This window comes from Proteus vulgaris, assembly GCF_033708015.1.
GTDB lineage: Bacteria > Pseudomonadota > Gammaproteobacteria > Enterobacterales > Enterobacteriaceae > Proteus.
The window spans coordinates 1,585,236-1,605,020 of record NZ_CP137920.1; the positions used below are offsets into that span (position 1 = coordinate 1,585,236).

Below are 19,785 nucleotides of genomic sequence, written 5' to 3' on the forward strand. Positions count from 1 at the left end.
GACACGATTAAGCGATAATCTTAAACAGAACTATTTATCTTAAATATCAATTGTAAAGGTGTAGGAAATGGATAACGCAAACAAGCCGTCTTTCCAAAACGTACTGGAGTTTGTGCGTATGTATCGTCGTAAAAACAAAATCCGTCGTGAGATCACTGACAATGAGAAAAAGATCCGTGATAACCAAAAACGTGTTCTTTTGTTAGACAACTTAAGTGAATACATTAAACCGGGTATGTCGATTGAAGATGTACTAGGCATTATTGCTAATATGCGTAGTGACTATGACGATCGTGTTGACGATTACATTATTAAAAATGCTGACCTCTCTAAAGAGCGCCGTGAATTATCTAAGCAGTTAAAAGCGATGGGTGAAATTAAAAATCTCCCTGATCTAAAAGATTAATTGCTTGACTAAGAATAAGAAATGAAAGGCCTCTGAATTGAATATTCAGGGGCCTTTTTTATTTTATTGTTGGCTGAATAAGCACTAAGTTAATTGACTCGTCATTATCAAAAAAAAGAACCCACTCAAAGGTGGGTTCTCAATTTAGAAGTATTATTAGGATACTTTTAATAACAGTTTGTTATCAGTTTTGACTTTCAGCTTTCGTCATCTCTGATGAAGCGTGATTAGTAGAACAATGTCCACCTGCACCTGTGCGGCCTTTCTTATCAAAAGCTGGACGTGCTTCCCACGCTTTGATTTCAATTGCCACAGGCGACTCATCAGCAGCTGGCGCTTTTGTCATTGGTGAGCTTGCATGTAGTTGGCGTGCAGCTACAACAGGCGCTTGACGAATAACAAGCGCAGTTGGCTTGCTCTCTGTTACTGTTTCAACTTCCACGGCAGGGCTTACGCTTTCTTCTTGCTGATTTTCAGTAACCGCTTCAGTAACAGAGTCAGTCACAGTTTCAACAGCAACTTCTTTGTGTGGTTCAACAGGTTCTTCAGTTGTTATTACTGCTTCAACAGGTTGAGGCGCTGATACCTCACGCTCTACAAGTGCAACAGTATCTTGTTCAACTTCTTCTGGTGCGGTATTAGTTTCAGTTTGTTGTGAAGTTTCATGCAAATAAGCTTCAGTGGTATTGAGTACCGCTGAAATATTCTCTTTACGAGTAACGTGCTCTTCTGTATTTACCTCATTAATTACATCACTGATAACGTTGTTTTCTACGACGTTATTAGTTTCAGCTGCGACTTCTTGTGGCTCTACGGCAATAATTTCAGCGACAGCCTCAGTGGTTGATTCAGTGCTAACGGTGACAGAATAAGTTGATTCAGTAGAACTTTCCTGTGCAATATCAGCAACAATAGCTTCTGAAACCGCAGGCGCGATGGCTACCATTTGTGGATCTTTATGAGTAATAATGTGGTTTTCAACAGACGCGTTACTGTTGTTTTCAACACTATTTTCAATAAATGGTGCATCACTTACTGGTGTGATTGGGTAGCGAATGAAGACTTTACCTGAAGCAAGTTCAGGAGAAGCAACCGCCATTGTCAGAGGCATTGGTGATACTGTTAAAGTCCGCTCATCACGATAGCGACGACGACGTTGGCCACTTACACGTAAATGACGAGGTGAACGGCGAGAACGACGTGGCATAACATTATCTTGCCCGTTATTATCTTCGTTTTTATTGTCATCTTGTGGTTTAGCTGCATCAGGTAAGGCTTTTACAGTTTGTTCTTCATTTGCTTCAATTTTTGCAGTAGCGACGGCTTTAGGTGCGGATTTTTCAGTTGGCGCAACTTTGGTTTGTGATGTTGAAACTGGTGGCTCAGAAACCGCTTTTTCAGTCACCGCTGGTACAACGGCTAATGCATTATCATTGTCAGTCACACGCACAGATTGTGTTAGCTGACGACGATTACGGCGTTGCATAGCAGGGCGACGAGGCTCTTCTTTCTTCTCATCAGCACTATTTTTTGCAACGGTGTCATTTTCAGCAAGCGCAGCTTGTGCTTTAGCGGCTTCTTGTTGTTGACGTTTTTCTTCTTGGCGACGACGCTGTTCAGCACGTTGTTCACGACGCTGTTGGCGACGAGCTTCGCGTTCCGCAATCTCTTGTTCACTACTCACTTCAGTCGTTGGCGTTGATTGTGATTTTTGATTACGATGTTTGCGATTGTCTTCGTTATTTGCGTTATCACGATTACGATCGTTATCACGGTCGCGGCGATTATTGGTGTTACGTCGATTATTGTTATTGCGACGTTCACGACGATTGTCGTTATTCTCTTTTTTATTTTCTTGTGGTTTTTCTTGAGTTACCACTGGCGCAGGTTCACTGCTAAATAAGTTAGAGAAGAATTTTGCGATAGAGGCAAAGAAACCTGCACTTTGAGCTGGTTCTGATTTAACAGGTTTAGCTTGAGGCTGAGGTGCTTTTTTATTACTTTTCGTTGCTTCTGTTGTCTCTTCTTCTTGCAATCCAAAGGCTGAAATAGCAGGTTGTTCAGGCGCTTTACGCTCTGTAACAACATCGTCCTCTGCTTCATTTAACTGACTTTCATGGAATTGCGCCAAGTTGTAGCTCAGAGAGGTAATTTCTTCGCCTTTGCGTACACGAATAACAGAGAAATGTGGTGTTTGCATTTGGTCATTAGGCACAATAACCACTTTGACATTAGATTGACGTAGTTCAATGTCTGTAACAGCTTTACGTTTCTCATTAAGCAAATAAGAGGCGATTTGAACAGGTACAATCGCATGAACTTCATGTGTATTTTCTTTAAGTGCTTCTTCTTCGATAAGACGTAACACAGAAAGTGACAGTGATTCGTTATCACGAATCGTGCCGGTGCCTAAACAACGCGGGCAAACGTGATGGCTAGATTCGCCTAATGAAGGACTTAAACGTTGACGAGACATCTCTAATAAACCAAAGCGAGAGATGCGTCCAATTTGAATGCGGGCACGATCTTGGCGAACCGCTTCGCGCATTCTGTTTTCAACTTCACGCTGATGGCGCACGGGTGTCATGTCAATAAAGTCGATAACAATTAAACCACCCAAGTCGCGTAAACGTAATTGGCGTGCAATTTCGTCAGCGGCTTCTAAGTTAGTATTAAATGCCGTTTCTTCGATATCACCGCCACGGGTTGAGCGTGAAGAGTTGATATCAATCGCTGTTAATGCTTCAGTTGTATCAATAACTAAAGCGCCACCAGAAGGAAGACGAACTTCACGCTGAAATGCAGATTCAATTTGTGATTCAATCTGGTAATGGCTAAATAAAGGTACTGCACCTGTGTAATGGCGAATTTTACTCGCAAAATCGCCACGGCCAATCGCTTCAATATGGCTACGCGCCATTTCAACGACTTTTGCGTTATCAATTAAAATTTCGCCAATATCAGGGCGTAAGTAGTCGCGGAATGCGCGAACAATGACATTACTTTCCTGATGGATTAAGAATGGGGCAGGGCGATTCTCAGCGGCTTTCTTAATTGCATCCCAGTGTCTTAGGCGATAGCTTAAATCTTGTTGTAGCGCTTCGGCAGATTTACCAACACCTGCTGTACGTACAATGAGACCCATACCATCTGGGATTTCAAGGCTTGATAAGGCTTCTTTGAGTTCAGTACGGTCTTCACCTTCAATACGACGAGAAATACCGCCTGCCCGAGGATTATTTGGCATTAATACCAAATAACTTCCAGCAAGACTGATAAAAGTGGTTAATGCCGCACCTTTATTACCACGCTCTTCTTTATCAACTTGAACAATAACTTCTTGGCCTTCTTTTAAGACATCTTTGATGTTAGGACGACCATGGGAGTGATAGTTACTAGGAAAGTATTCGCGGGCTATTTCTTTTATAGGAAGGAAACCGTGGCGTTCCGCACCATAATCAACAAAAGCGGCTTCTAAGCTGGGTTCAATTCTCGTAATTTTACCTTTATAGATATTCGCTTTTTTCTGTTCATGACCGGGGCTTTCGATATCCAGATCGTATAAACGTTGCCCATCAACAAGGGCAACGCGCAACTCTTCCTGCTGAGTTGCGTTAATTAACATTCTTTTCATATTGTGACTTACTCGTTATTTTCACGTTTTATAATGTGCCACTAACATACGTAATTACACTATTGATAACCGATGACCTCGTGTCTTTTACAAATGCGTCAACCTCACGGTTGTCGATTGTATAGAGGTGCAATATGTCGGTGAGTCTGATTTTTAGTTCAAAAATTCAGCACTCTTTAATTGAACACGATGTTTCAACTCAATAAGCGATGTATTTATGGCATACTAAATTGTTTGATTTTCGACTATGTCTTACGCCATTGCTGCATTTTGAAAATCAAACAAACAAAATTTTCATAAATATACCTGATAAACTTAATCAGGAGAGTCTGCATTATTCCATTGGTGTTAGGGTTATAGCAAGATGACTTTTCTGCTTTGGTGACTTTTTCTGTATAAATATGAGAGATTAGCTAATGTTTCGTCTTTTTCCCATTATTCAGGTTAAAATAGACGACAGATTTGATGTTATTTTGTACACCACAAAGTTGTTTGTTATTTTTATTTTAAGAGAGCCAAAGAATCGCCACTATGAAATCATTTAATCAAGTTCAGTTCGTCACCATTGATGGCGATGAAGCAGGCCAGCGTATCGATAATTTTTTACTGGCACGCTTAAAAGGTGTACCAAAAAGTATGATTTACCGAATTATCCGTAAAGGGGAAGTTCGAGTTAACAAAGGGCGAATTAAACCTGAATACAAACTCAATGCGGGTGACAGTATCCGTATTCCTCCTGTGCGAGTATCGGAAAAAGAAGAAATCGCTGTATCACCAAAACTTGATAAAGTTTCAGCGTTGGCAAATTGTATTTTATATGAAGATGACCACTTAATGCTCATCAATAAACCTTCTGGTACAGCAGTACATGGGGGAAGTGGATTAAGTTTTGGTGTAATTGAAGGTTTACGTGCTCTGCGTCCAGAAGCCCGTTTTTTAGAGCTTGTACATCGTCTTGATAGGGATACATCAGGTGTTTTGTTAATAGCAAAAAAACGTTCAGCATTGCGTGCTTTGCATGAACAATTACGCTTAAAGCAGATGCAAAAAGATTATTTAGCTTTAGTTCGTGGTCAGTGGCAATCTCACACTAAAGTTGTTCAGGCACCCTTATTGAAAAATATTCTCCAAAGTGGTGAGCGTGTGGTTAAAGTGAGCAATGAAGGAAAACCTTCAGAAACACGTTTTAAGATTGAAGAACGTTTTGAATTTGCCACACTTGTAAAAGCAAGTCCTGTGACAGGAAGAACACACCAAATTCGTGTGCATACATTACATGCTGGTCATCCTATTGCCTTTGATGATCGTTATGGTGATCGTGATTTTGATTCGCAATTGGTAGGAACAAAGCTTAACCGCTTATTTTTACATGCAAGTTCTTTAACATTTACTCATCCTTCAACGGGCGAGCAAATGCGCATTGAAGCGCCAATGGATAATCAGTTACGCCATTGTTTGCAAGTATTACGTAGCCAAAAATCTTAAGTTTAACGTTTTTGCCTCGACAGAAAACCTGAATACCCAATGCGCCCAGTTAGCTGGGCGTATTGTTTTTCTTAAAACACGAAAAAGCGAATAGCAAATTGGGCTAACCTTCCACTTTTGTCATGCATTGTTCAACGACTTTATCAATATTCCACTCTTTAGGCAGTGATTTTGAACCATTTTTGCGCATTTCCATATCTACACGGATAAATTCTGTAATTCCGTAATTTTTAATAATACCGTCGTAAGTACATTCACATACTTCGGCAATTTGAGGGATGAGCGCATCATCAGTAATACCCGAACCTAATATGCAGCTACTGACAAAATTCTTTTTGAATAAGGATGTGCTGTCATCTTTTTTGTCTGAAATGACACTATCTTGGATAGTAATTACCGTGTTAGTGTTTTTTGTTGTCGAAATTTCAGTGTCTTTTTCATCAGAACAACCCACTAATGCTGTTGCCACCACTAAAGCTGTTAAGACTGATGCTAATTTATTCATAATACGCTTTATCGCTACATAAGATTAAAAATAAGATGACCAGATTTATTTTTGATCATCAGAGAAAAATAATGGGTTTATTCTTTGCGAGAGTAACATTTTATTCAATCGGATAAGTGGTAAACCAATTAAAGAATTTGGATCGTCGCCGACAAGTTTATCAAATAGAGTAATACCTAGTCCTTCTGATTTAAAACTTCCCGCGCAGTTGAAAGGCATTTCTTTATTTAAATAACTGATAATTTCTTCATCAGTTAAGTGGCGAAAATAAACTTGAAATAATTCACAATGCGTTTGATGCTCTAAAGTTAGGCTATTATATACAGTTAATCCGGTGTAGAAAGATATGCATTGCCCAGAAGCTTGTTTTAATTGTGCAAAGGCATTATCAAAATTATGAGGCTTTCCTGTGATCTTTTTATTCAGTACACAAACTTGATCAGAGCCAATAATGAGGTGATGCGGAAATTTTGCTTGTAAAGCGCTGGCTTTTTCATAGGATAAACGACTGACAAGATCTTGAGCGCATTCTGTGGGTATCGGGGTTTCGTCAATCTCTGGAGATGCCTGTATAAAGGGCATTCCAAGCTTTTTTAGCAACTGAGCTCGAAAGGGTGAAGTAGACGCAAGAACGAGTGGCAACATATTTTTTTTAAAATCCGTAGCAAAATGATGCCTGACATTCTAAACTATGCGCCGCTGATAAAGCGAATTTTGGTGGAAAGGTGTAGATAACCCGCCTTTTTCTTTGACTATATTCCATTACAAAGATAATATGCGCGCCTTATGCAAAAGGTAAAATTACCCCTGACCATTGATGCGCTGCGAGCAGCTCAAAAGAATTTAGACTATGACGGTCATTATTCTCCAGAGCAAGTAAGCCGCTTAGCTGAATCGGTGGTCAGTGTGGACAGTAATATTGATGTGGTTTTATCATTTGATATTGACCATCAGCGTCTTGCCGTGATTAAAGGACATTCCGATGTGGATGTGACTTTAGAGTGTCAACGTTGTGGTGGCCATTTTCCGTATCATGTTCACGCAACATATTGTTTTAGCCCTGTTGTCAGTGATGAACGGGCCGAGGCATTACCGGAAGAATATGAACCAGTCGATGTAAACGAATTTGGTGAAATAGATTTACTGGCGATGATTGAAGATGAAATAATCCTCAACTTGCCGGTAGTTCCGGTACATGATTTTGAACACTGTGAAGTGTCCGACGCGGATATGGTATTTGGTGAACTCCCTGAAGAATTATCAGAGAAGCCAAATCCATTTGCCGTATTAGCCAGTTTAAAGAAAAGTACTAAGGAGTAAGGTCAATGGCCGTACAACAAAACAAACCAACTCGTTCTAAACGTGGTATGCGTCGCTCTCATGACGCGCTGACAGTAACTCAGGTTTCTGTTGACAAAACTTCTGGTGAAACTCACCTGCGTCACCATGTAACTGCTGACGGTTACTACCGTGGCCGCAAGGTTATCAACAAGTAATTAGCTTTATAGCTCGTTGATACCTTGACAAATCTAACCATAGCGTTAGATGCGATGGGCGGGGACTTCGGTCCTCGCATCACAGTGCCTGCTTGTTTGCGGGCGCTGGCATCTAATCCTCATTTAAAAATATTGCTGGTAGGTCAACCAGACTCTATCTCTCCTCTGCTTGCAAATCAAAATGCTGAGCTAATCTCCCGTTTACAAGTTATACCCGCAGAACATATTGTCGCCAATGATGCCAAACCTTCACAAGCTATTAGAGCGAGTAGAGGCACATCAATGCGAGTGGCACTTGATCTTGTGAAAACAGGAGAAGCACAGGCTTGTGTAAGTGCAGGAAATACTGGCGTGTTGATGGGATTAGCAAAACTTCGACTCAATGCGATTGATGGAATTGAACGTCCTGCACTGGTTTCGATATTACCTAATCAGAAGAAAGGTAAGACGGTTGTTCTGGATTTAGGCGCTAACGTTAATTGTGATAGCAAAATGCTGGTACAGTTTGCGGTAATGGGCGCAGTAATGGCCGAAGAGATAGCAGAGATCGATTCACCGAAAGTGGCGCTTTTAAATATAGGTGAAGAAGAAAGTAAAGGGTTAGATAATATTCGCGAAGCTGCTACGGTATTAAAATCAACACCGAATATTAATTACATTGGTTATGTTGAAGGTAATGAGTTATTGACAGGCAAAACTGATGTATTGGTGTGTGACGGCTTCGCAGGTAATGTCTCCCTTAAAACAATGGAAGGCGTTATCCGAGTTTTCCTTTCATTGATTAAATCTTCTACTACCGAAAATAAAAAAACGTCGTGGTGGATGAAATTATTAAAGAAATGGTTACAAAAACGGCTAATTAAGCGTTTTGGACATATGAACCCCGACCAGTATAACGGTGCTTCTCTGTTAGGATTACGCGGTATCGTCATTAAAAGCCATGGTGGCGCAAATGAAAGCGCGTTTACAGCAGCAATAGAACAGGCTGTTCATGCCGTTGAGCGAAAAATTCCAGAGCGAATTGCTTCACGACTGACAACAGTATTACCCAAGAGCGATTGATAGAATGTATACAAAAATCTTAGGTACTGGTAGTTACTTGCCTGTACAAGTGCGTACTAATGCCGATTTAGAAAAAATGGTTGAGACATCTGACGAGTGGATTGTTACCAGAACGGGTATTCATGAACGTCGAATTGCGACAGAAGACGAAACGGTCGCCGTGATGGGGGCGGGTGCTGGCGAAAAAGCATTAGAAATGTCAGGTATTGATAAACAAGACATTGGGTTGATCATTGTTGCAACGACATCTGGTTCACATGCATTTCCAAGCGCGGCTTGCCAAATTCAAAATGCATTAGGGATTAATGACTGTATTGCTTTTGATGTTGCAGCTGCATGTTCAGGTTTTGTTTATGCATTAAGTATTGCGGATCAATTTATTAAAGCGGGCTCTGTTAAAAAAGCGCTGGTTATTGGTGCTGACAGATTATCTCACGCGTTAGATCCCGAAGATCGTGGCACGATTATCCTATTTGGTGATGCAGCTGGTGCTGTGGTTGTGGGTGCATCAGAAGAAGAAGGCATTATCTCTACCCATTTACATTCTGATGGACGTTTTGGTGAACTATTAGCATTACCTTATCAGAGTAGAGAAAATGACGATTTACCTGCTTACGTGACGATGGCAGGAAATGAAGTTTTTAAAGTCGCAGTTCGTGAACTTGCCCACATTGTGGATGAGACACTTGAAGCTAACAAAATTGATAAATCTGAACTGGACTGGCTTGTGCCTCATCAGGCAAATTTAAGAATTATTTCAGCGACAGCGAAAAAGCTGGATATGACAATGGATAAAGTAGTGGTGACATTAGATCGCCACGGCAATACGTCAGCAGCATCAGTCCCAACAGCATTAGATGAAGCTGTAAGAGATAATCGCATTCAACGTGGTCAGTTAATCTTACTGGAAGCGTTTGGTGGCGGTTTTACTTGGGGTTCTGCACTTATCCGTTTTTAATATTATCAGGAAAATAAACATGACTGATTTTGCAATGGTTTTTCCCGGACAGGGATCACAAGCTGTTGGAATGCTTGCAGAACTTGCAGAGCAATATCCAATCGTGACTGAAACATTTGCTCAAGCATCTGATGTATTGGGTTATTCTCTTTGGGATTTAGTTCAAAATGGGCCTGAAGAAGAGCTAAACAAAACATGGAAAACACAGCCAGCATTATTAGCCGCTTCTGTTGCTATCTGGCGTGTGTGGCAAGAAAAACAAGGCAAAATGCCACAAATGATGGCAGGTCACAGTCTTGGCGAATATTCTGCTTTAGTGTGTGCAGGCGTCATTGATTTTTCTGCTGCAATTAAACTGGTAGAACTACGTGGTCAACTGATGCAGGAAGCAGTGCCTGCGGGGACGGGGGCAATGTATGCGATTATCGGTTTAGATAATGATGCTATTGCAAAAGCTTGCGAAGAAGCTGCGCAAGGACAAGTGGTTTCTCCTGTAAACTTTAATTCACCAGGTCAAGTTGTTATTGCGGGTAACAAAGAAGCCGTAGAGCGCGCGGGTGTGTTATGTAAAGAAGCGGGCGCTAAACGTGCATTACCATTAGCGGTAAGTGTGCCTTCCCACTGTGCTTTAATGAAACCTGCCGCTGATAAGCTTGCGGTTGCGTTACAAGAAATCGAATTTAAACAACCTGAAATTCAGGTTGTTAATAACGTTGATGTGATAGCCCAAACGGATGCAAATGCAATCCGTGATGCGCTAATTCGCCAGCTTTATAATCCAGTTCGCTGGACTGAAACGGTTGAACTTATTGCTGAAAAAGGTATCACACAACTATTAGAAATCGGACCAGGAAAAGTATTAACTGGCTTAACAAAACGTATTTCTAAAGAAATGAACGCTGCAGCAGTTAATGATATTGCATCATTAGATGCTGCATTAGGAAATGACTGAGGGATCTCATGGGATTTGACGGAAAAGTAGCGCTAGTTACTGGTGCAAGCCGTGGTATTGGCCGTGCGATTGCAGAAGATTTAGTTGCACGCGGTGCGACAGTAATTGGTACAGCAACGCGTGAAAACGGTGCGCAAGCTATCAGCGAATATTTAGGTGATAAGGGTAAGGGTTTTGTGTTAAACGTCACAGAAAACGACTCTATCGAAAAATTTTTAGCGGATGTGCGTGCTGAATTTGGCGAAATTGATATTTTGGTCAATAATGCAGGTATTACTCGTGATAACCTGTTGATGCGCATGAAAGATGATGAGTGGCAAGATATCATCGACACTAATCTTTCATCAGTCTTCCGTCTGTCTAAAGCAGTTATGCGTGCTATGATGAAAAAACGTTATGGTCGTATAATTACTATTGGTTCTGTTGTTGGAACCATGGGTAACGCAGGACAGGCAAACTACGCGGCGGCAAAAGCGGGTGTGATTGGTTTTAGTAAATCATTAGCACGTGAAGTTGCTTCCCGTGGCATTACGGTGAATGTTGTTGCTCCAGGCTTTATCGAAACTGATATGACTAGAGCATTAACAGAAGACCAAAGAGCAGGTATTTTATCTCAAGTCCCTGCTAACCGTTTAGGTGATGCCAAAGAGATTGCCAGTGCTGTAGCTTTCTTGGCTTCTGATGAAGCAAGCTATATCACGGGTGAAACATTGCATGTCAATGGTGGCATGTACATGATCTAATTATGGGGACGTCTTTATATTTGCTTTTTGCGTACAATATAATGCAAAATATAGCGAATAAAGTAGTCCACACAGTCGGGATTGGTTAGATCTTTTCCTGTATTTATAAACTAAGAAAATCATCGCGCAAGCGAGTTTTGATAGGAAATTTAATAGTATGAGCACTATCGACGAACGCGTTAAGAAAATCATTGTTGAACAACTGGGTGTTAAAGAGGAAGAAGTTGTAAATTCAGCTTCATTTGTTGATGACTTAGGCGCTGATTCTCTTGACACAGTTGAGCTGGTAATGGCTCTGGAAGAAGAATTCGATATCGAAATCCCAGACGAAGAAGCAGAAAAAATTACTACAGTTCAAGCTGCTATTGATTACGTTGAAAACGCAGGTAAATAAGCTTGCTAATCTAGGCGGTCACTCGACCGCCTATATTTTTAATCCTAAACTTTTTCCCTCCTTGGAGGATAAGCGTGTCTAAGCGTCGTGTAGTTGTGACCGGACTAGGCATGTTATCTCCTGTCGGTAATAACGCAGAAGCTTCTTGGGAAGCTGTGTGTGCCGGACAGAGTGGTATCGGCCTTATCGAAGATTTTGACACCAGTCATCATGCGACTAAATTCGCTGGATTGGTAAAAGATTTCAATCATGAAGATTATAATCTTTCGCGTAAAGACGCGCGTAAGATGGATCTTTTCATTCAATATGGTATTGCAGCTGGTGTGCAGGCCATTGCGGATTCAGGTCTTGAAGTAACAGAAGCCAATGCAAGTCGTATTGGAGCTGCTATTGGTTCTGGTATTGGTGGCTTAGGCCTTATCGAAGAAAACCATACATCGATGATGAATGGTGGCCCTCGTAAAATTAGCCCATTCTTTGTACCTTCAACCATCATTAACATGGTTGCAGGGCATTTAAGCATTATGTATGGTCTTCGTGGCCCTACAATCTCTATCGCAACAGCGTGTACTTCAGGTGTTCATAATATTGGACATGCTGCACGTATTATCGCTTATGGTGATGCAGATGCAATGCTGGCAGGCGGTGCCGAAAAAGCAACCACACCATTAGGTTTAGGGGGCTTTGGTGCTGTACGTGCATTATCAACACGTAACGATAACCCTCAAGCAGCTAGCCGCCCATGGGATAAAGATCGTGACGGTTTTGTATTAGGTGATGGTGCGGGTGTTCTTGTTCTCGAAGAGTATGAACACGCTAAAAACCGCGGCGCTAAAATTTATGCTGAAGTGGTTGGTTTTGGTATGAGCAGCGATGCTTATCACATGACTTCACCAGCAGAAAATGGCGAAGGTGGTGCGCTGGCAATGACAAATGCACTGAAAGATGCGGGTATTGCCTCATCAGAAGTGGGTTATATCAACGCACACGGTACATCAACAAATGCTGGCGACGTTGCTGAAGCACAAGCAGTAGAAAACGTATTTGGCAAAGGCACTAATGTGTTAGTTAGCTCAACAAAATCGATGACAGGTCACTTATTAGGTGCTGCGGGTGCTATTGAGTCTATCTTTACTATCCTTTCATTGCGTGATCAAATTGTACCACCAACAATTAACCTAGATAATCAAGACGAAAATTGTCATCTTGATTTTGTTCCACATAAAGCTCGTAAAGTTGAGAACATGGAATATGCGCTATGTAACTCATTTGGCTTTGGTGGTACTAACGGTTCAATTCTCTTTAAACGCGTATAAGCCGTTTTTTGTAGAAAGTTGAAATAATATTTAAAGGCCCAGGATTATTCTGGGTCTTTTATTTTGTCCTTTTACTGCCAGTTGCTTTATCATGTGCAGGTTGATATCAATAACATAGATGTAAGGTGTGTTAGATGTATTGGGTAAATGGACAACAGCAGCAAAATGTAGATGCCAGTGATCGCGCGATACAGTTTGGCGATGGCTGTTTCACAACACTTGCTGTTAAGCAGGGTGATCCCATTTTGTTATCTGCACATATAAATCGCTTAAAACAAGGCTGTAATACGCTCTTTTTACCTCATCCTAATTGGTCTGAACTAAAAAAGCAGGTTATAGATATCGCCTCTCTGGCGCAAACACCCAGTGTTATTAAAATTATTATTAGTCGTGGTTATGGTGGGCGAGGATATTCTTCCCATGGATTTATAGCACCGACGGTAATCATGTCGTTGTCATCTTATCCTACTCATTATCTTCAACAGCAAAGTGACGGTATATCGCTAGGGATAAGTCCTGTTACCTTAGGGCAAAACCCTTTGTTGGCTGGGATCAAACATCTCAATCGTTTAGAACAAGTTCTTATCAAATACCATTTAGAAAAAACAGAATTTGATGATGTTTTAGTGTGTGATAATGACGGATATTTAGTTGAAGCTAATGCGGCGAATATTTTTTGGCGCAAAGGAAATCGGCTTTTTACGCCCAATCTGACTAATTCAGGAGTCAATGGCATTATGCGTCAATCTATTTTTCAATTCGCTCAAAAAAAACATTGGGAAGTCGATATTGTGAGAGAAAAACCTGAAACACTTTATCAGGCTGATGAAATATGGTTAACAAATGCGTTGATGCCAGTGATCCCCGTTTCACAAATCACTTTTTCAGATGATAAGTGCTATCTCTATCCTAATAGGGATTATTATCATGTTGTTTTACAACACAGTTCGTCACTTAAATAGAATGTAATGAGTTATAAATGAAGATAAAAAAAATAGTATGGATAGTTTTTTTTGCCTTATTGATTAGCCTTGGTGCAGTGGCATTGTATATGGTGCAACATATTCGGGGCTTAGAAGAAAATATTGTTGTAAAACAAGATGAAATGTTACTGACTGTGCCAGCAGGAACTGGGCGTGTTGCCATGGAGCAACTATTAATAAAAAATAATCTGCTGAATGAAGGGGATTATTTTCAGATTTTATTAAAAGTCAAACCAGAATTAAGCCAATTTAAAGCAGGCACTTACCGTTTAACAAAAGGGATGACATTGCGTGATGTTTTACTGCTTATCAAGAGCGGTAAAGAGGCGCAGTTTTCTATCCGTTTTATTGAAGGCAGTCGTTTAAAGGATTGGCAATCTATTTTTGAGCAAGCACCTCAACTTGTGGCTGTCGCACACACGATGGATAGCGATAAGCTACGTCAAGAAATAGGAATAAAACCTGAAATTACTAATTTAGAAGGTTGGTTTGCACCTGATACTTACCATTACACGGCGGGCACGACCGACGTTGCAATTTTAAAACGTGCCTACCAGCAAATGGAAAAAACATTAGAAGAAGAGTGGATTAAACGCGATAGTGATTTACCGTATAAATCGGCTTATGAAATGCTTATCATGGCATCAATCATTGAAAAAGAAACAGGTATTGATGCTGAAAGAACCAAGGTTGCATCTGTTTTTGTTAATCGATTAAAAACGAATATGCGATTACAAACTGATCCAACGGTTATCTATGGTTTAGGTGATAAATATAGAGGTACGATTTATCGTAGTGATTTAAATGGCTACACACCGTATAACACGTATCAAATTGATGGCTTACCGCCAACACCAATAGCAATGCCAGGTGTCGCTTCAATTAGAGCTGCTGCACATCCAGCGGATACACGTTATCTCTATTTTGTTGCGGATGGAACGGGTGGTCATAAATTTTCAACTACACTCAATGAACATAATAAAGCCGTCGCACAATATCGACGCTTACAACAAAGATAATTATGAACAACAGTAAATTTATTGTAATTGAAGGACTTGAAGGCGCTGGAAAAACCAGCGCGATCCAAACGGTTATCGATACACTTAAAGATAAAGGTATCACCAACCTAGCATTTACTCGTGAACCGGGTGGTACCCCCCTTGCAGAGAAATTACGGGAGCTTATCAAGCAAGGTATTGAAGGCGAAAAAGTCACGGATAAAGCTGAACTGTTGATGTTATATGCAGCGCGTGTTCAGCTTATAGAAAGCGTGATAAAGCCTGCGCTTGCGGAAGGTAAATGGGTTATTGGAGATAGACATGATCTCTCATCACAAGCTTATCAAGGAGGCGGGCGCGGCTTAGATAAAGATCTGATGTTGTCACTTCGCAATACGGTGCTTGGTGATTTTCGCCCTGATTTAACCTTATATCTTGATTTAGATCCGGCTATTGGTCTTGCTAGAGCGCGTGCACGCGGTGAGTTAGACCGAATTGAGAAAGAATCTATGGATTTCTTTTATCGCACTCGTGAACGTTATCAAGCATTGGCGAAAGATGATGAGACCATTATCACGATAGATGCCTCCCAATCGATTGAAAAAGTACAAGCAGATATCCGTCAAACATTAACAGCGTGGCTCGTTCAGCAGGAAAATAAATCACTATGAATTGGTATCCTTGGCTAAATCAGGCATATCGACAACTTATTAGCATGTATCAAGAAGGGCGAGGTCATCATGCTTTGCTTTTACATGCGATACAAGGCATGGGAGGAGAAGCGCTCTCTTATGGATTAAGTCGTTGGTTAATGTGCCAGAATAAACAGGGATTAAAAAGTTGTAATGAATGTCATAGCTGTCGTTTGATGCTCGCTGAAACACACCCTGATTGGCATATTTTGCAGAGTGAAAAGGGTAAGTCCTCAATAGGTATTGAAGCAGTAAGAAAAGTCACTGAAAAGCTGGAGCATCATGCTCAACAAAGTGGTTTTAGAGTGGTTTGGATAAAAGACGTTGAAGCATTAACAGAAGCAGCAGCAAATGCATTGCTCAAAACGTTAGAAGAGCCACCTAAAAACACTTACTTTTTACTGAATTGCCAGCAACCGGAAGTGTTATTAGCAACATTGCGTAGTCGTTGTTTTTATTACCATTTAGCAACGCCAGATCTTCAACACGCAACGCACTGGTTACAGCAACAATTACCAAACATTCCTTATGCAAATAGTGTGACGGCATTAAATTTATCTCAGAACGCACCCGTTCTAGCGCTTTCATTATTGAAGGATGAGTGGAAAGAAAGAGACGCTTTTTGCCAAGCCTTATATGCAAGCATACAAAAACGTGATTTATATGCATTTTTGCCACAATTAAATCAAGATAATGCTGAACGTCGCTTGTATTGGTTATTATCACTGCTGCTTGATGCCTTAAAATACCAAACCAATGCACAAGTGTATTGTGTGAACCAAGATCAGCAAGCATTGATTATGGCGTTATCACAATGGTCTTCGGGTACTTTGTTATCCATTATTGATGGTTGGAAACAGTGTCGTTATCAGTTAATGACTATTCCTGCATTAAATAGAGAGTTATTACTAGTAGAACAGCTGCTAGATTGGGAAAATCAGCTAGATACAAAAAATTAATTAGCTATATATTAATAATGATTTAGTTGTAATAAAAAACACTTATAAGTTGTACCAGATAAATGAGAGTAAGTTATGTTTTTAGTTGATTCACACTGCCATCTTGACTGCTTAGATTATGAAAAATTGCATGAAAATATTGATGATGTTGTTAAAAAAGCACAGCAGCGTGATGTTCAATATATGTTAGCGGTGGCAACAACTTTACCAGGTTTTAAGAGTATGCGTGAGCTAATCGGTAAACGTGACAATATCGCCTTTTCATGTGGGATCCACCCTTTAAATTTAGATGAAGGTCATGATATTGAAGCATTAGCACGTTTAGCTGCCGCACCTGATGTTGTTGCTTTAGGTGAAACAGGATTAGATTATTATTACCAACAAGAAAATGCTGCGCTACAACGTGAAATTTTCCGTGAGCATATTCGTATTGGACGCCAAGTTAATAAACCCGTTATTGTGCATACACGCAGTGCTCGCGAAGATACGTTATCCATTTTAAAAGAAGAGAAAGTTCAAGATTGTGGTGGTGTTCTGCATTGCTTTACTGAAGATAAAGAGACTGCAACAGCATTACTTGATCTTGGTATGTATATCTCTTTTTCCGGTATCGTGACATTTAGAAATGCGGAACAAATTAGAGAAGCTGCTCGTATTGTTCCTCTTGATAGAATTTTAGTTGAAACCGATTCCCCTTATTTAGCGCCAGTTCCTCATCGTGGAAAAGAAAATCAACCTGCTTATGTCCGAGATGTTGCAGAGTATATGGCTGTCTTAAAAGGGGTGAGTGTTGAAGAGTTAGCGCAACAAACAACACGCAATTTTGCTAAACTCTTTCATATTCAAAACTTACCTGCTTAATAGAATTAATCAGGGATTAAAATAAATAATAAGGTGATGGAAATGGCAGAAGAAACAATTTTCAGTAAAATTATTCGTGGTGAAATTCCAGCCAATATCGTTTTTCAAGATGATACAGTGACTGCATTTCGTGATATTTCACCTCAAGCACCCACTCATATTTTAATTATTCCTAATAAACTTATTCCTACGGTAAATGATGTTACTGCGGAAGACGAGCAAGTATTAGGACACCTGTTTGTTGTTGCAGCAAAAATTGCACAACAAGAAGGTATTGCTGAAGATGGTTATCGCTTAGTCATAAATTGTAATAAACATGGTGGGCAAGAAGTTTTCCATATTCATATGCATTTACTTGGTGGAAAACCATTAGGGCCATTATTAAGCCAGTAATTGATGTGATGCTAACAGCAGGATAACAGGAAGTCATACATGATAAGACAAGCTAAGGCCGTTTATTCATTACTTATCGCTGTATTTATGACGACATTGCTTTCAGGATGTTTATCATCTCATTCAGATAATAAACTCTACTTCAATCGTCAACAGGCTATCATTATGGAGCCTTCAGTATTAGTGGTAGGCGTTGTTGCGGGTCAGCCAACTATTGAACACCACGCTAATGGTACAAAAGCGACAGTCATGTTATCAAATACACAATCTTATCCTGTTTCTATTCGCTATCGTTTTTATTGGTATAACGAACAAGGACTTGAAGTTTCCCCTGCTGGAAATGTAAATGATGTGACTATTCTTGGTGATGGTGATACCGAAATTAGTGGTGAGATACCAAATAAAACCATTAGTTATGTCAGAGTTTATCTCTTTACTTAGGATAAGGTAACACGAGCATGAAAAGAGTTATATTTGTGGCAATGTCTGTGTTTTTATTAGCAGGTTGTCCATCAATGTTGCCACAACAACCGCCTGCACCTGTTGAACCCGTTACACCTACAGAGCCAGTAGAGCCGCCTAAACCCATAGAGCCACCGATTGAAGTTGTGCCAACGCCACCTAAAATCACGAGTATTAATTGGAATGCCGCTGTCACACCGTTAATTAGAGAAATGGCGGTGACTGATGATTTAGAGGCAGGTAAGCTTATCGTTGTTGATAATGTTAAAAACAATTCAGGTGGGAATATCCAAGCAGTAAATGCAACAAATACTATCATTGAATCAGTTAATAGTATTAGTGCATTGCAAACGGTGCCTTATGCGCAAATGATGTCAGCGCGAAAAGCGCTCGGTTTATCTGGTGAAGATAGCCTAGGTCTTCGTAGCGCAGCAATTGGCCTCGCCCGTTATTTAAAAGCGGATTATATTTTATTCTCAACGGTTGATGGCAAAAAAGATAACCGTGTGATTAGTATGCAGTTAATGTCGGTTTCTTCTGGCGAGATCCTTTGGCATGGGCGCCATAAGGTTGAATGATCCGCATTACTCGAGTTTGCTTAATGCCTTGCAAGCACTTTTCCCTGCAACGGCATTAAGTCAATGGAAAATCACTGCATTAGAAGGATCTGGCGGTGGTGTTTTTCGTGTGCAGTGTGAACGTATTGACTGGGTCGCTCGCTATTATGGCGATGAAAAAAAATTGCTTTATGTACATGGAAAAAAAGAATACACCATTTTAAAACAGCTATCAGGCTCTCACTTATCACCTAAAGTTGCGACACGTTATAAAGCGTGGTTTTTTCTTTATTGGTTACAGGGTGAACATCTTACCCACGAATCACTTTTTAGTACTTATTTAAAACCATTGGCTGAAAAAATAGCAATTCTCCATCAGCAGACACCGTTTGGCTTTCCTCTTAATTTAAAGCATGAGTTATTAATTTATTGGCAGGGTATTGATAGAAAACGCTTATCTGCTAAATGGTTACGCTTGCAACAATCTTTTTTACGCCAACCGCAATGCAATCTCATAAAATACGCGCCTGCTCACATGGATTTGCATGTTGATAATATTCTTCTTAGTGATTCCGGTATAAAATTTATTGATTGGGAATATGCGGCCGATATTGATACGGCGGATTCGTTGATGACATTCTTTGCAACAAATCAACTCAATGAATCGCAGCAAAACACGTTTTTGGATTATTATTATTCGTATCATTGTCATTATGCTCAACCCAAAGAGACGGATGTTCATTCTATGAGCGAGTTGAGAGAGCGTATTTTTTCAAGAGAACCATTCATTTTTTATATGATGCTAATGTGGTATGAAGTCCGTTGGCAACAAACAAAAGATGGATCATTTTTAATAATGTCTGAACCTTTACGTCGCTATTTCAGTCTGACGAATTAAAGACATTATCTTGTCACAATTACAAAGAGAG

Annotated in this window: 22 protein-coding genes; 19 read left to right on the top strand and 3 right to left on the bottom strand. The window is 40.3% G+C overall.

The genetic code is table 11. The features are described from left to right. Positions 1-67 precede the first annotated feature (67 nt). Positions 68-406, top strand: a complete 339-nt coding sequence (gene tmaR / locus SB028_RS07475; protein WP_036937771.1) for a PTS system regulator TmaR — start codon at positions 68-70, stop codon at positions 404-406. A 184-nt stretch (positions 407-590) separates the two neighbouring features. On the opposite strand, the gene rne is transcribed toward tmaR, so the two are convergent. Beyond that, on the bottom strand, positions 591-4,040 hold the full coding sequence (gene rne / locus SB028_RS07480) for a ribonuclease E (RefSeq protein ID WP_069368108.1): 3,450 nt from the start codon (positions 4,038-4,040) through the stop codon (positions 591-593). Between the two features lie 531 nt (positions 4,041-4,571). Here rne and rluC point away from each other — a divergent pair. Beyond that, a complete protein-coding gene (gene rluC, locus SB028_RS07485) occupies positions 4,572-5,525 on the top strand; it encodes a 23S rRNA pseudouridine(955/2504/2580) synthase RluC (protein WP_069368109.1) in 954 nt (317 codons plus the stop codon). 103 nt (positions 5,526-5,628) lie between these two features. On the opposite strand, the gene SB028_RS07490 is transcribed toward rluC, so the two are convergent. Further along, positions 5,629-6,030: a hypothetical protein gene (locus SB028_RS07490; protein WP_069368110.1), complete on the bottom strand. Its 402-nt coding sequence runs from the start codon at positions 6,028-6,030 to the stop codon at positions 5,629-5,631. Positions 6,031-6,075: 45 nt separating this feature from the next. After that, a complete protein-coding gene (locus SB028_RS07495; protein ID WP_069368111.1) occupies positions 6,076-6,675 on the bottom strand; it encodes a Maf family protein in 600 nt (199 codons plus the stop codon). A 141-nt stretch (positions 6,676-6,816) separates the two neighbouring features. On the opposite strand from SB028_RS07495, the gene yceD reads away from it, so the two are divergent. The 17 genes from yceD (at position 6,817) to SB028_RS07580 (ending at position 19,754) form a co-directional block, all read left to right on the top strand. Continuing rightward, positions 6,817-7,350 carry a 23S rRNA accumulation protein YceD gene (yceD, locus tag SB028_RS07500; protein ID WP_069368112.1) on the top strand — a complete coding sequence of 178 codons (534 nt, stop codon included), beginning with the start codon at positions 6,817-6,819 and terminating at the stop codon, positions 7,348-7,350. Positions 7,351-7,355: 5 nt separating this feature from the next. Beyond that, the gene (rpmF, locus tag SB028_RS07505; protein WP_006537252.1) at positions 7,356-7,526 is read left to right on the top strand and encodes a 50S ribosomal protein L32; all 171 of its coding nucleotides are present in this window, start codon (positions 7,356-7,358) and stop codon (positions 7,524-7,526) included. A 24-nt stretch (positions 7,527-7,550) separates the two neighbouring features. Next, a complete protein-coding gene (plsX, locus tag SB028_RS07510) occupies positions 7,551-8,588 on the top strand; it encodes a phosphate acyltransferase PlsX (RefSeq protein ID WP_074454081.1) in 1,038 nt (345 codons plus the stop codon). A 4-nt stretch (positions 8,589-8,592) separates the two neighbouring features. Then, positions 8,593-9,546: a beta-ketoacyl-ACP synthase III gene (locus SB028_RS07515; RefSeq protein ID WP_069368114.1), complete on the top strand. Its 954-nt coding sequence runs from the start codon at positions 8,593-8,595 to the stop codon at positions 9,544-9,546. Positions 9,547-9,565: 19 nt separating this feature from the next. Further along, on the top strand, positions 9,566-10,498 hold the full coding sequence (fabD, locus tag SB028_RS07520; protein ID WP_069368115.1) for an ACP S-malonyltransferase: 933 nt from the start codon (positions 9,566-9,568) through the stop codon (positions 10,496-10,498). A gap of 8 nt (positions 10,499-10,506) precedes the next feature. After that, the gene (gene fabG, locus SB028_RS07525; protein WP_318860052.1) at positions 10,507-11,241 is read left to right on the top strand and encodes a 3-oxoacyl-ACP reductase FabG; all 735 of its coding nucleotides are present in this window, start codon (positions 10,507-10,509) and stop codon (positions 11,239-11,241) included. 157 nt (positions 11,242-11,398) lie between these two features. Then, positions 11,399-11,635, top strand: a complete 237-nt coding sequence (gene acpP, locus SB028_RS07530; RefSeq protein WP_004247087.1) for an acyl carrier protein — start codon at positions 11,399-11,401, stop codon at positions 11,633-11,635. A gap of 74 nt (positions 11,636-11,709) precedes the next feature. Further along, positions 11,710-12,951, top strand: coding sequence for a beta-ketoacyl-ACP synthase II (gene fabF, locus SB028_RS07535; RefSeq protein WP_069368117.1), 1,242 nt, complete (start codon positions 11,710-11,712; stop codon positions 12,949-12,951). 134 nt (positions 12,952-13,085) lie between these two features. Beyond that, positions 13,086-13,913, top strand: a complete 828-nt coding sequence (gene pabC / locus SB028_RS07540; protein WP_069368118.1) for an aminodeoxychorismate lyase — start codon at positions 13,086-13,088, stop codon at positions 13,911-13,913. Between the two features lie 17 nt (positions 13,914-13,930). Beyond that, positions 13,931-14,953: an endolytic transglycosylase MltG gene (mltG, locus tag SB028_RS07545; RefSeq protein ID WP_069368119.1), complete on the top strand. Its 1,023-nt coding sequence runs from the start codon at positions 13,931-13,933 to the stop codon at positions 14,951-14,953. Between the two features lie 2 nt (positions 14,954-14,955). Continuing rightward, positions 14,956-15,603, top strand: a complete 648-nt coding sequence (gene tmk / locus SB028_RS07550; protein ID WP_069368120.1) for a dTMP kinase — start codon at positions 14,956-14,958, stop codon at positions 15,601-15,603. Further along, positions 15,600-16,583, top strand: a complete 984-nt coding sequence (gene holB, locus SB028_RS07555; RefSeq protein WP_069368121.1) for a DNA polymerase III subunit delta' — start codon at positions 15,600-15,602, stop codon at positions 16,581-16,583. Before tmk ends, holB begins: the two co-directional genes overlap by 4 nt. A gap of 75 nt (positions 16,584-16,658) precedes the next feature. Beyond that, positions 16,659-17,444 (top strand): metal-dependent hydrolase, encoded by a 786-nt coding sequence (locus tag SB028_RS07560; RefSeq protein ID WP_069368122.1) that lies wholly within the window; start codon positions 16,659-16,661, stop codon positions 17,442-17,444. Positions 17,445-17,486: 42 nt separating this feature from the next. Continuing rightward, on the top strand, positions 17,487-17,837 hold the full coding sequence (hinT, locus tag SB028_RS07565) for a purine nucleoside phosphoramidase (RefSeq protein WP_069368123.1): 351 nt from the start codon (positions 17,487-17,489) through the stop codon (positions 17,835-17,837). Positions 17,838-17,876: 39 nt separating this feature from the next. Next, positions 17,877-18,278 carry a YcfL family protein gene (locus tag SB028_RS07570; protein WP_069368124.1) on the top strand — a complete coding sequence of 134 codons (402 nt, stop codon included), beginning with the start codon at positions 17,877-17,879 and terminating at the stop codon, positions 18,276-18,278. Between the two features lie 17 nt (positions 18,279-18,295). Then, positions 18,296-18,877 (top strand): penicillin-binding protein activator LpoB, encoded by a 582-nt coding sequence (locus tag SB028_RS07575; RefSeq protein ID WP_069368125.1) that lies wholly within the window; start codon positions 18,296-18,298, stop codon positions 18,875-18,877. After that, a complete protein-coding gene (locus SB028_RS07580) occupies positions 18,855-19,754 on the top strand; it encodes a phosphotransferase (protein ID WP_069368126.1) in 900 nt (299 codons plus the stop codon). The genes SB028_RS07575 and SB028_RS07580 overlap by 23 nt, the downstream gene beginning before the upstream one ends. Positions 19,755-19,785: the final 31 nt, after the last annotated feature.

Excerpts from the sequence above, each read along its gene's own strand:
- mltG (WP_069368119.1), top strand. The coding sequence starts at position 13,931 with ATGAAGATAAAAAAAATAGTATGGATAGTTTTTTTTGCCTTATTGATT.
- tmaR (WP_036937771.1), top strand. The coding sequence starts at position 68 with ATGGATAACGCAAACAAGCCGTCTTTCCAAAACGTACTGGAGTTTGTG.
- SB028_RS07575 (WP_069368125.1), top strand. The coding sequence starts at position 18,296 with ATGAAAAGAGTTATATTTGTGGCAATGTCTGTGTTTTTATTAGCAGGT.
- rne (WP_069368108.1), bottom strand. The coding sequence starts at position 4,040 with ATGAAAAGAATGTTAATTAACGCAACTCAGCAGGAAGAGTTGCGCGTT.
- tmk (WP_069368120.1), top strand. The coding sequence starts at position 14,956 with ATGAACAACAGTAAATTTATTGTAATTGAAGGACTTGAAGGCGCTGGA.
- holB (WP_069368121.1), top strand. The coding sequence starts at position 15,600 with ATGAATTGGTATCCTTGGCTAAATCAGGCATATCGACAACTTATTAGC.
- SB028_RS07515 (WP_069368114.1), top strand. The coding sequence starts at position 8,593 with ATGTATACAAAAATCTTAGGTACTGGTAGTTACTTGCCTGTACAAGTG.
- SB028_RS07580 (WP_069368126.1), top strand. The coding sequence starts at position 18,855 with ATGGGCGCCATAAGGTTGAATGATCCGCATTACTCGAGTTTGCTTAAT.
- pabC (WP_069368118.1), top strand. The coding sequence starts at position 13,086 with ATGTATTGGGTAAATGGACAACAGCAGCAAAATGTAGATGCCAGTGAT.
- SB028_RS07570 (WP_069368124.1), top strand. The coding sequence starts at position 17,877 with ATGATAAGACAAGCTAAGGCCGTTTATTCATTACTTATCGCTGTATTT.
- SB028_RS07560 (WP_069368122.1), top strand. The coding sequence starts at position 16,659 with ATGTTTTTAGTTGATTCACACTGCCATCTTGACTGCTTAGATTATGAA.
- SB028_RS07490 (WP_069368110.1), bottom strand. The coding sequence starts at position 6,030 with ATGAATAAATTAGCATCAGTCTTAACAGCTTTAGTGGTGGCAACAGCA.
- SB028_RS07495 (WP_069368111.1), bottom strand. The coding sequence starts at position 6,675 with ATGTTGCCACTCGTTCTTGCGTCTACTTCACCCTTTCGAGCTCAGTTG.
- rpmF (WP_006537252.1), top strand. The coding sequence starts at position 7,356 with ATGGCCGTACAACAAAACAAACCAACTCGTTCTAAACGTGGTATGCGT.
- rluC (WP_069368109.1), top strand. The coding sequence starts at position 4,572 with ATGAAATCATTTAATCAAGTTCAGTTCGTCACCATTGATGGCGATGAA.
- yceD (WP_069368112.1), top strand. The coding sequence starts at position 6,817 with ATGCAAAAGGTAAAATTACCCCTGACCATTGATGCGCTGCGAGCAGCT.
- hinT (WP_069368123.1), top strand. The coding sequence starts at position 17,487 with ATGGCAGAAGAAACAATTTTCAGTAAAATTATTCGTGGTGAAATTCCA.
- acpP (WP_004247087.1), top strand. The coding sequence starts at position 11,399 with ATGAGCACTATCGACGAACGCGTTAAGAAAATCATTGTTGAACAACTG.
- fabD (WP_069368115.1), top strand. The coding sequence starts at position 9,566 with ATGACTGATTTTGCAATGGTTTTTCCCGGACAGGGATCACAAGCTGTT.
- fabG (WP_318860052.1), top strand. The coding sequence starts at position 10,507 with ATGGGATTTGACGGAAAAGTAGCGCTAGTTACTGGTGCAAGCCGTGGT.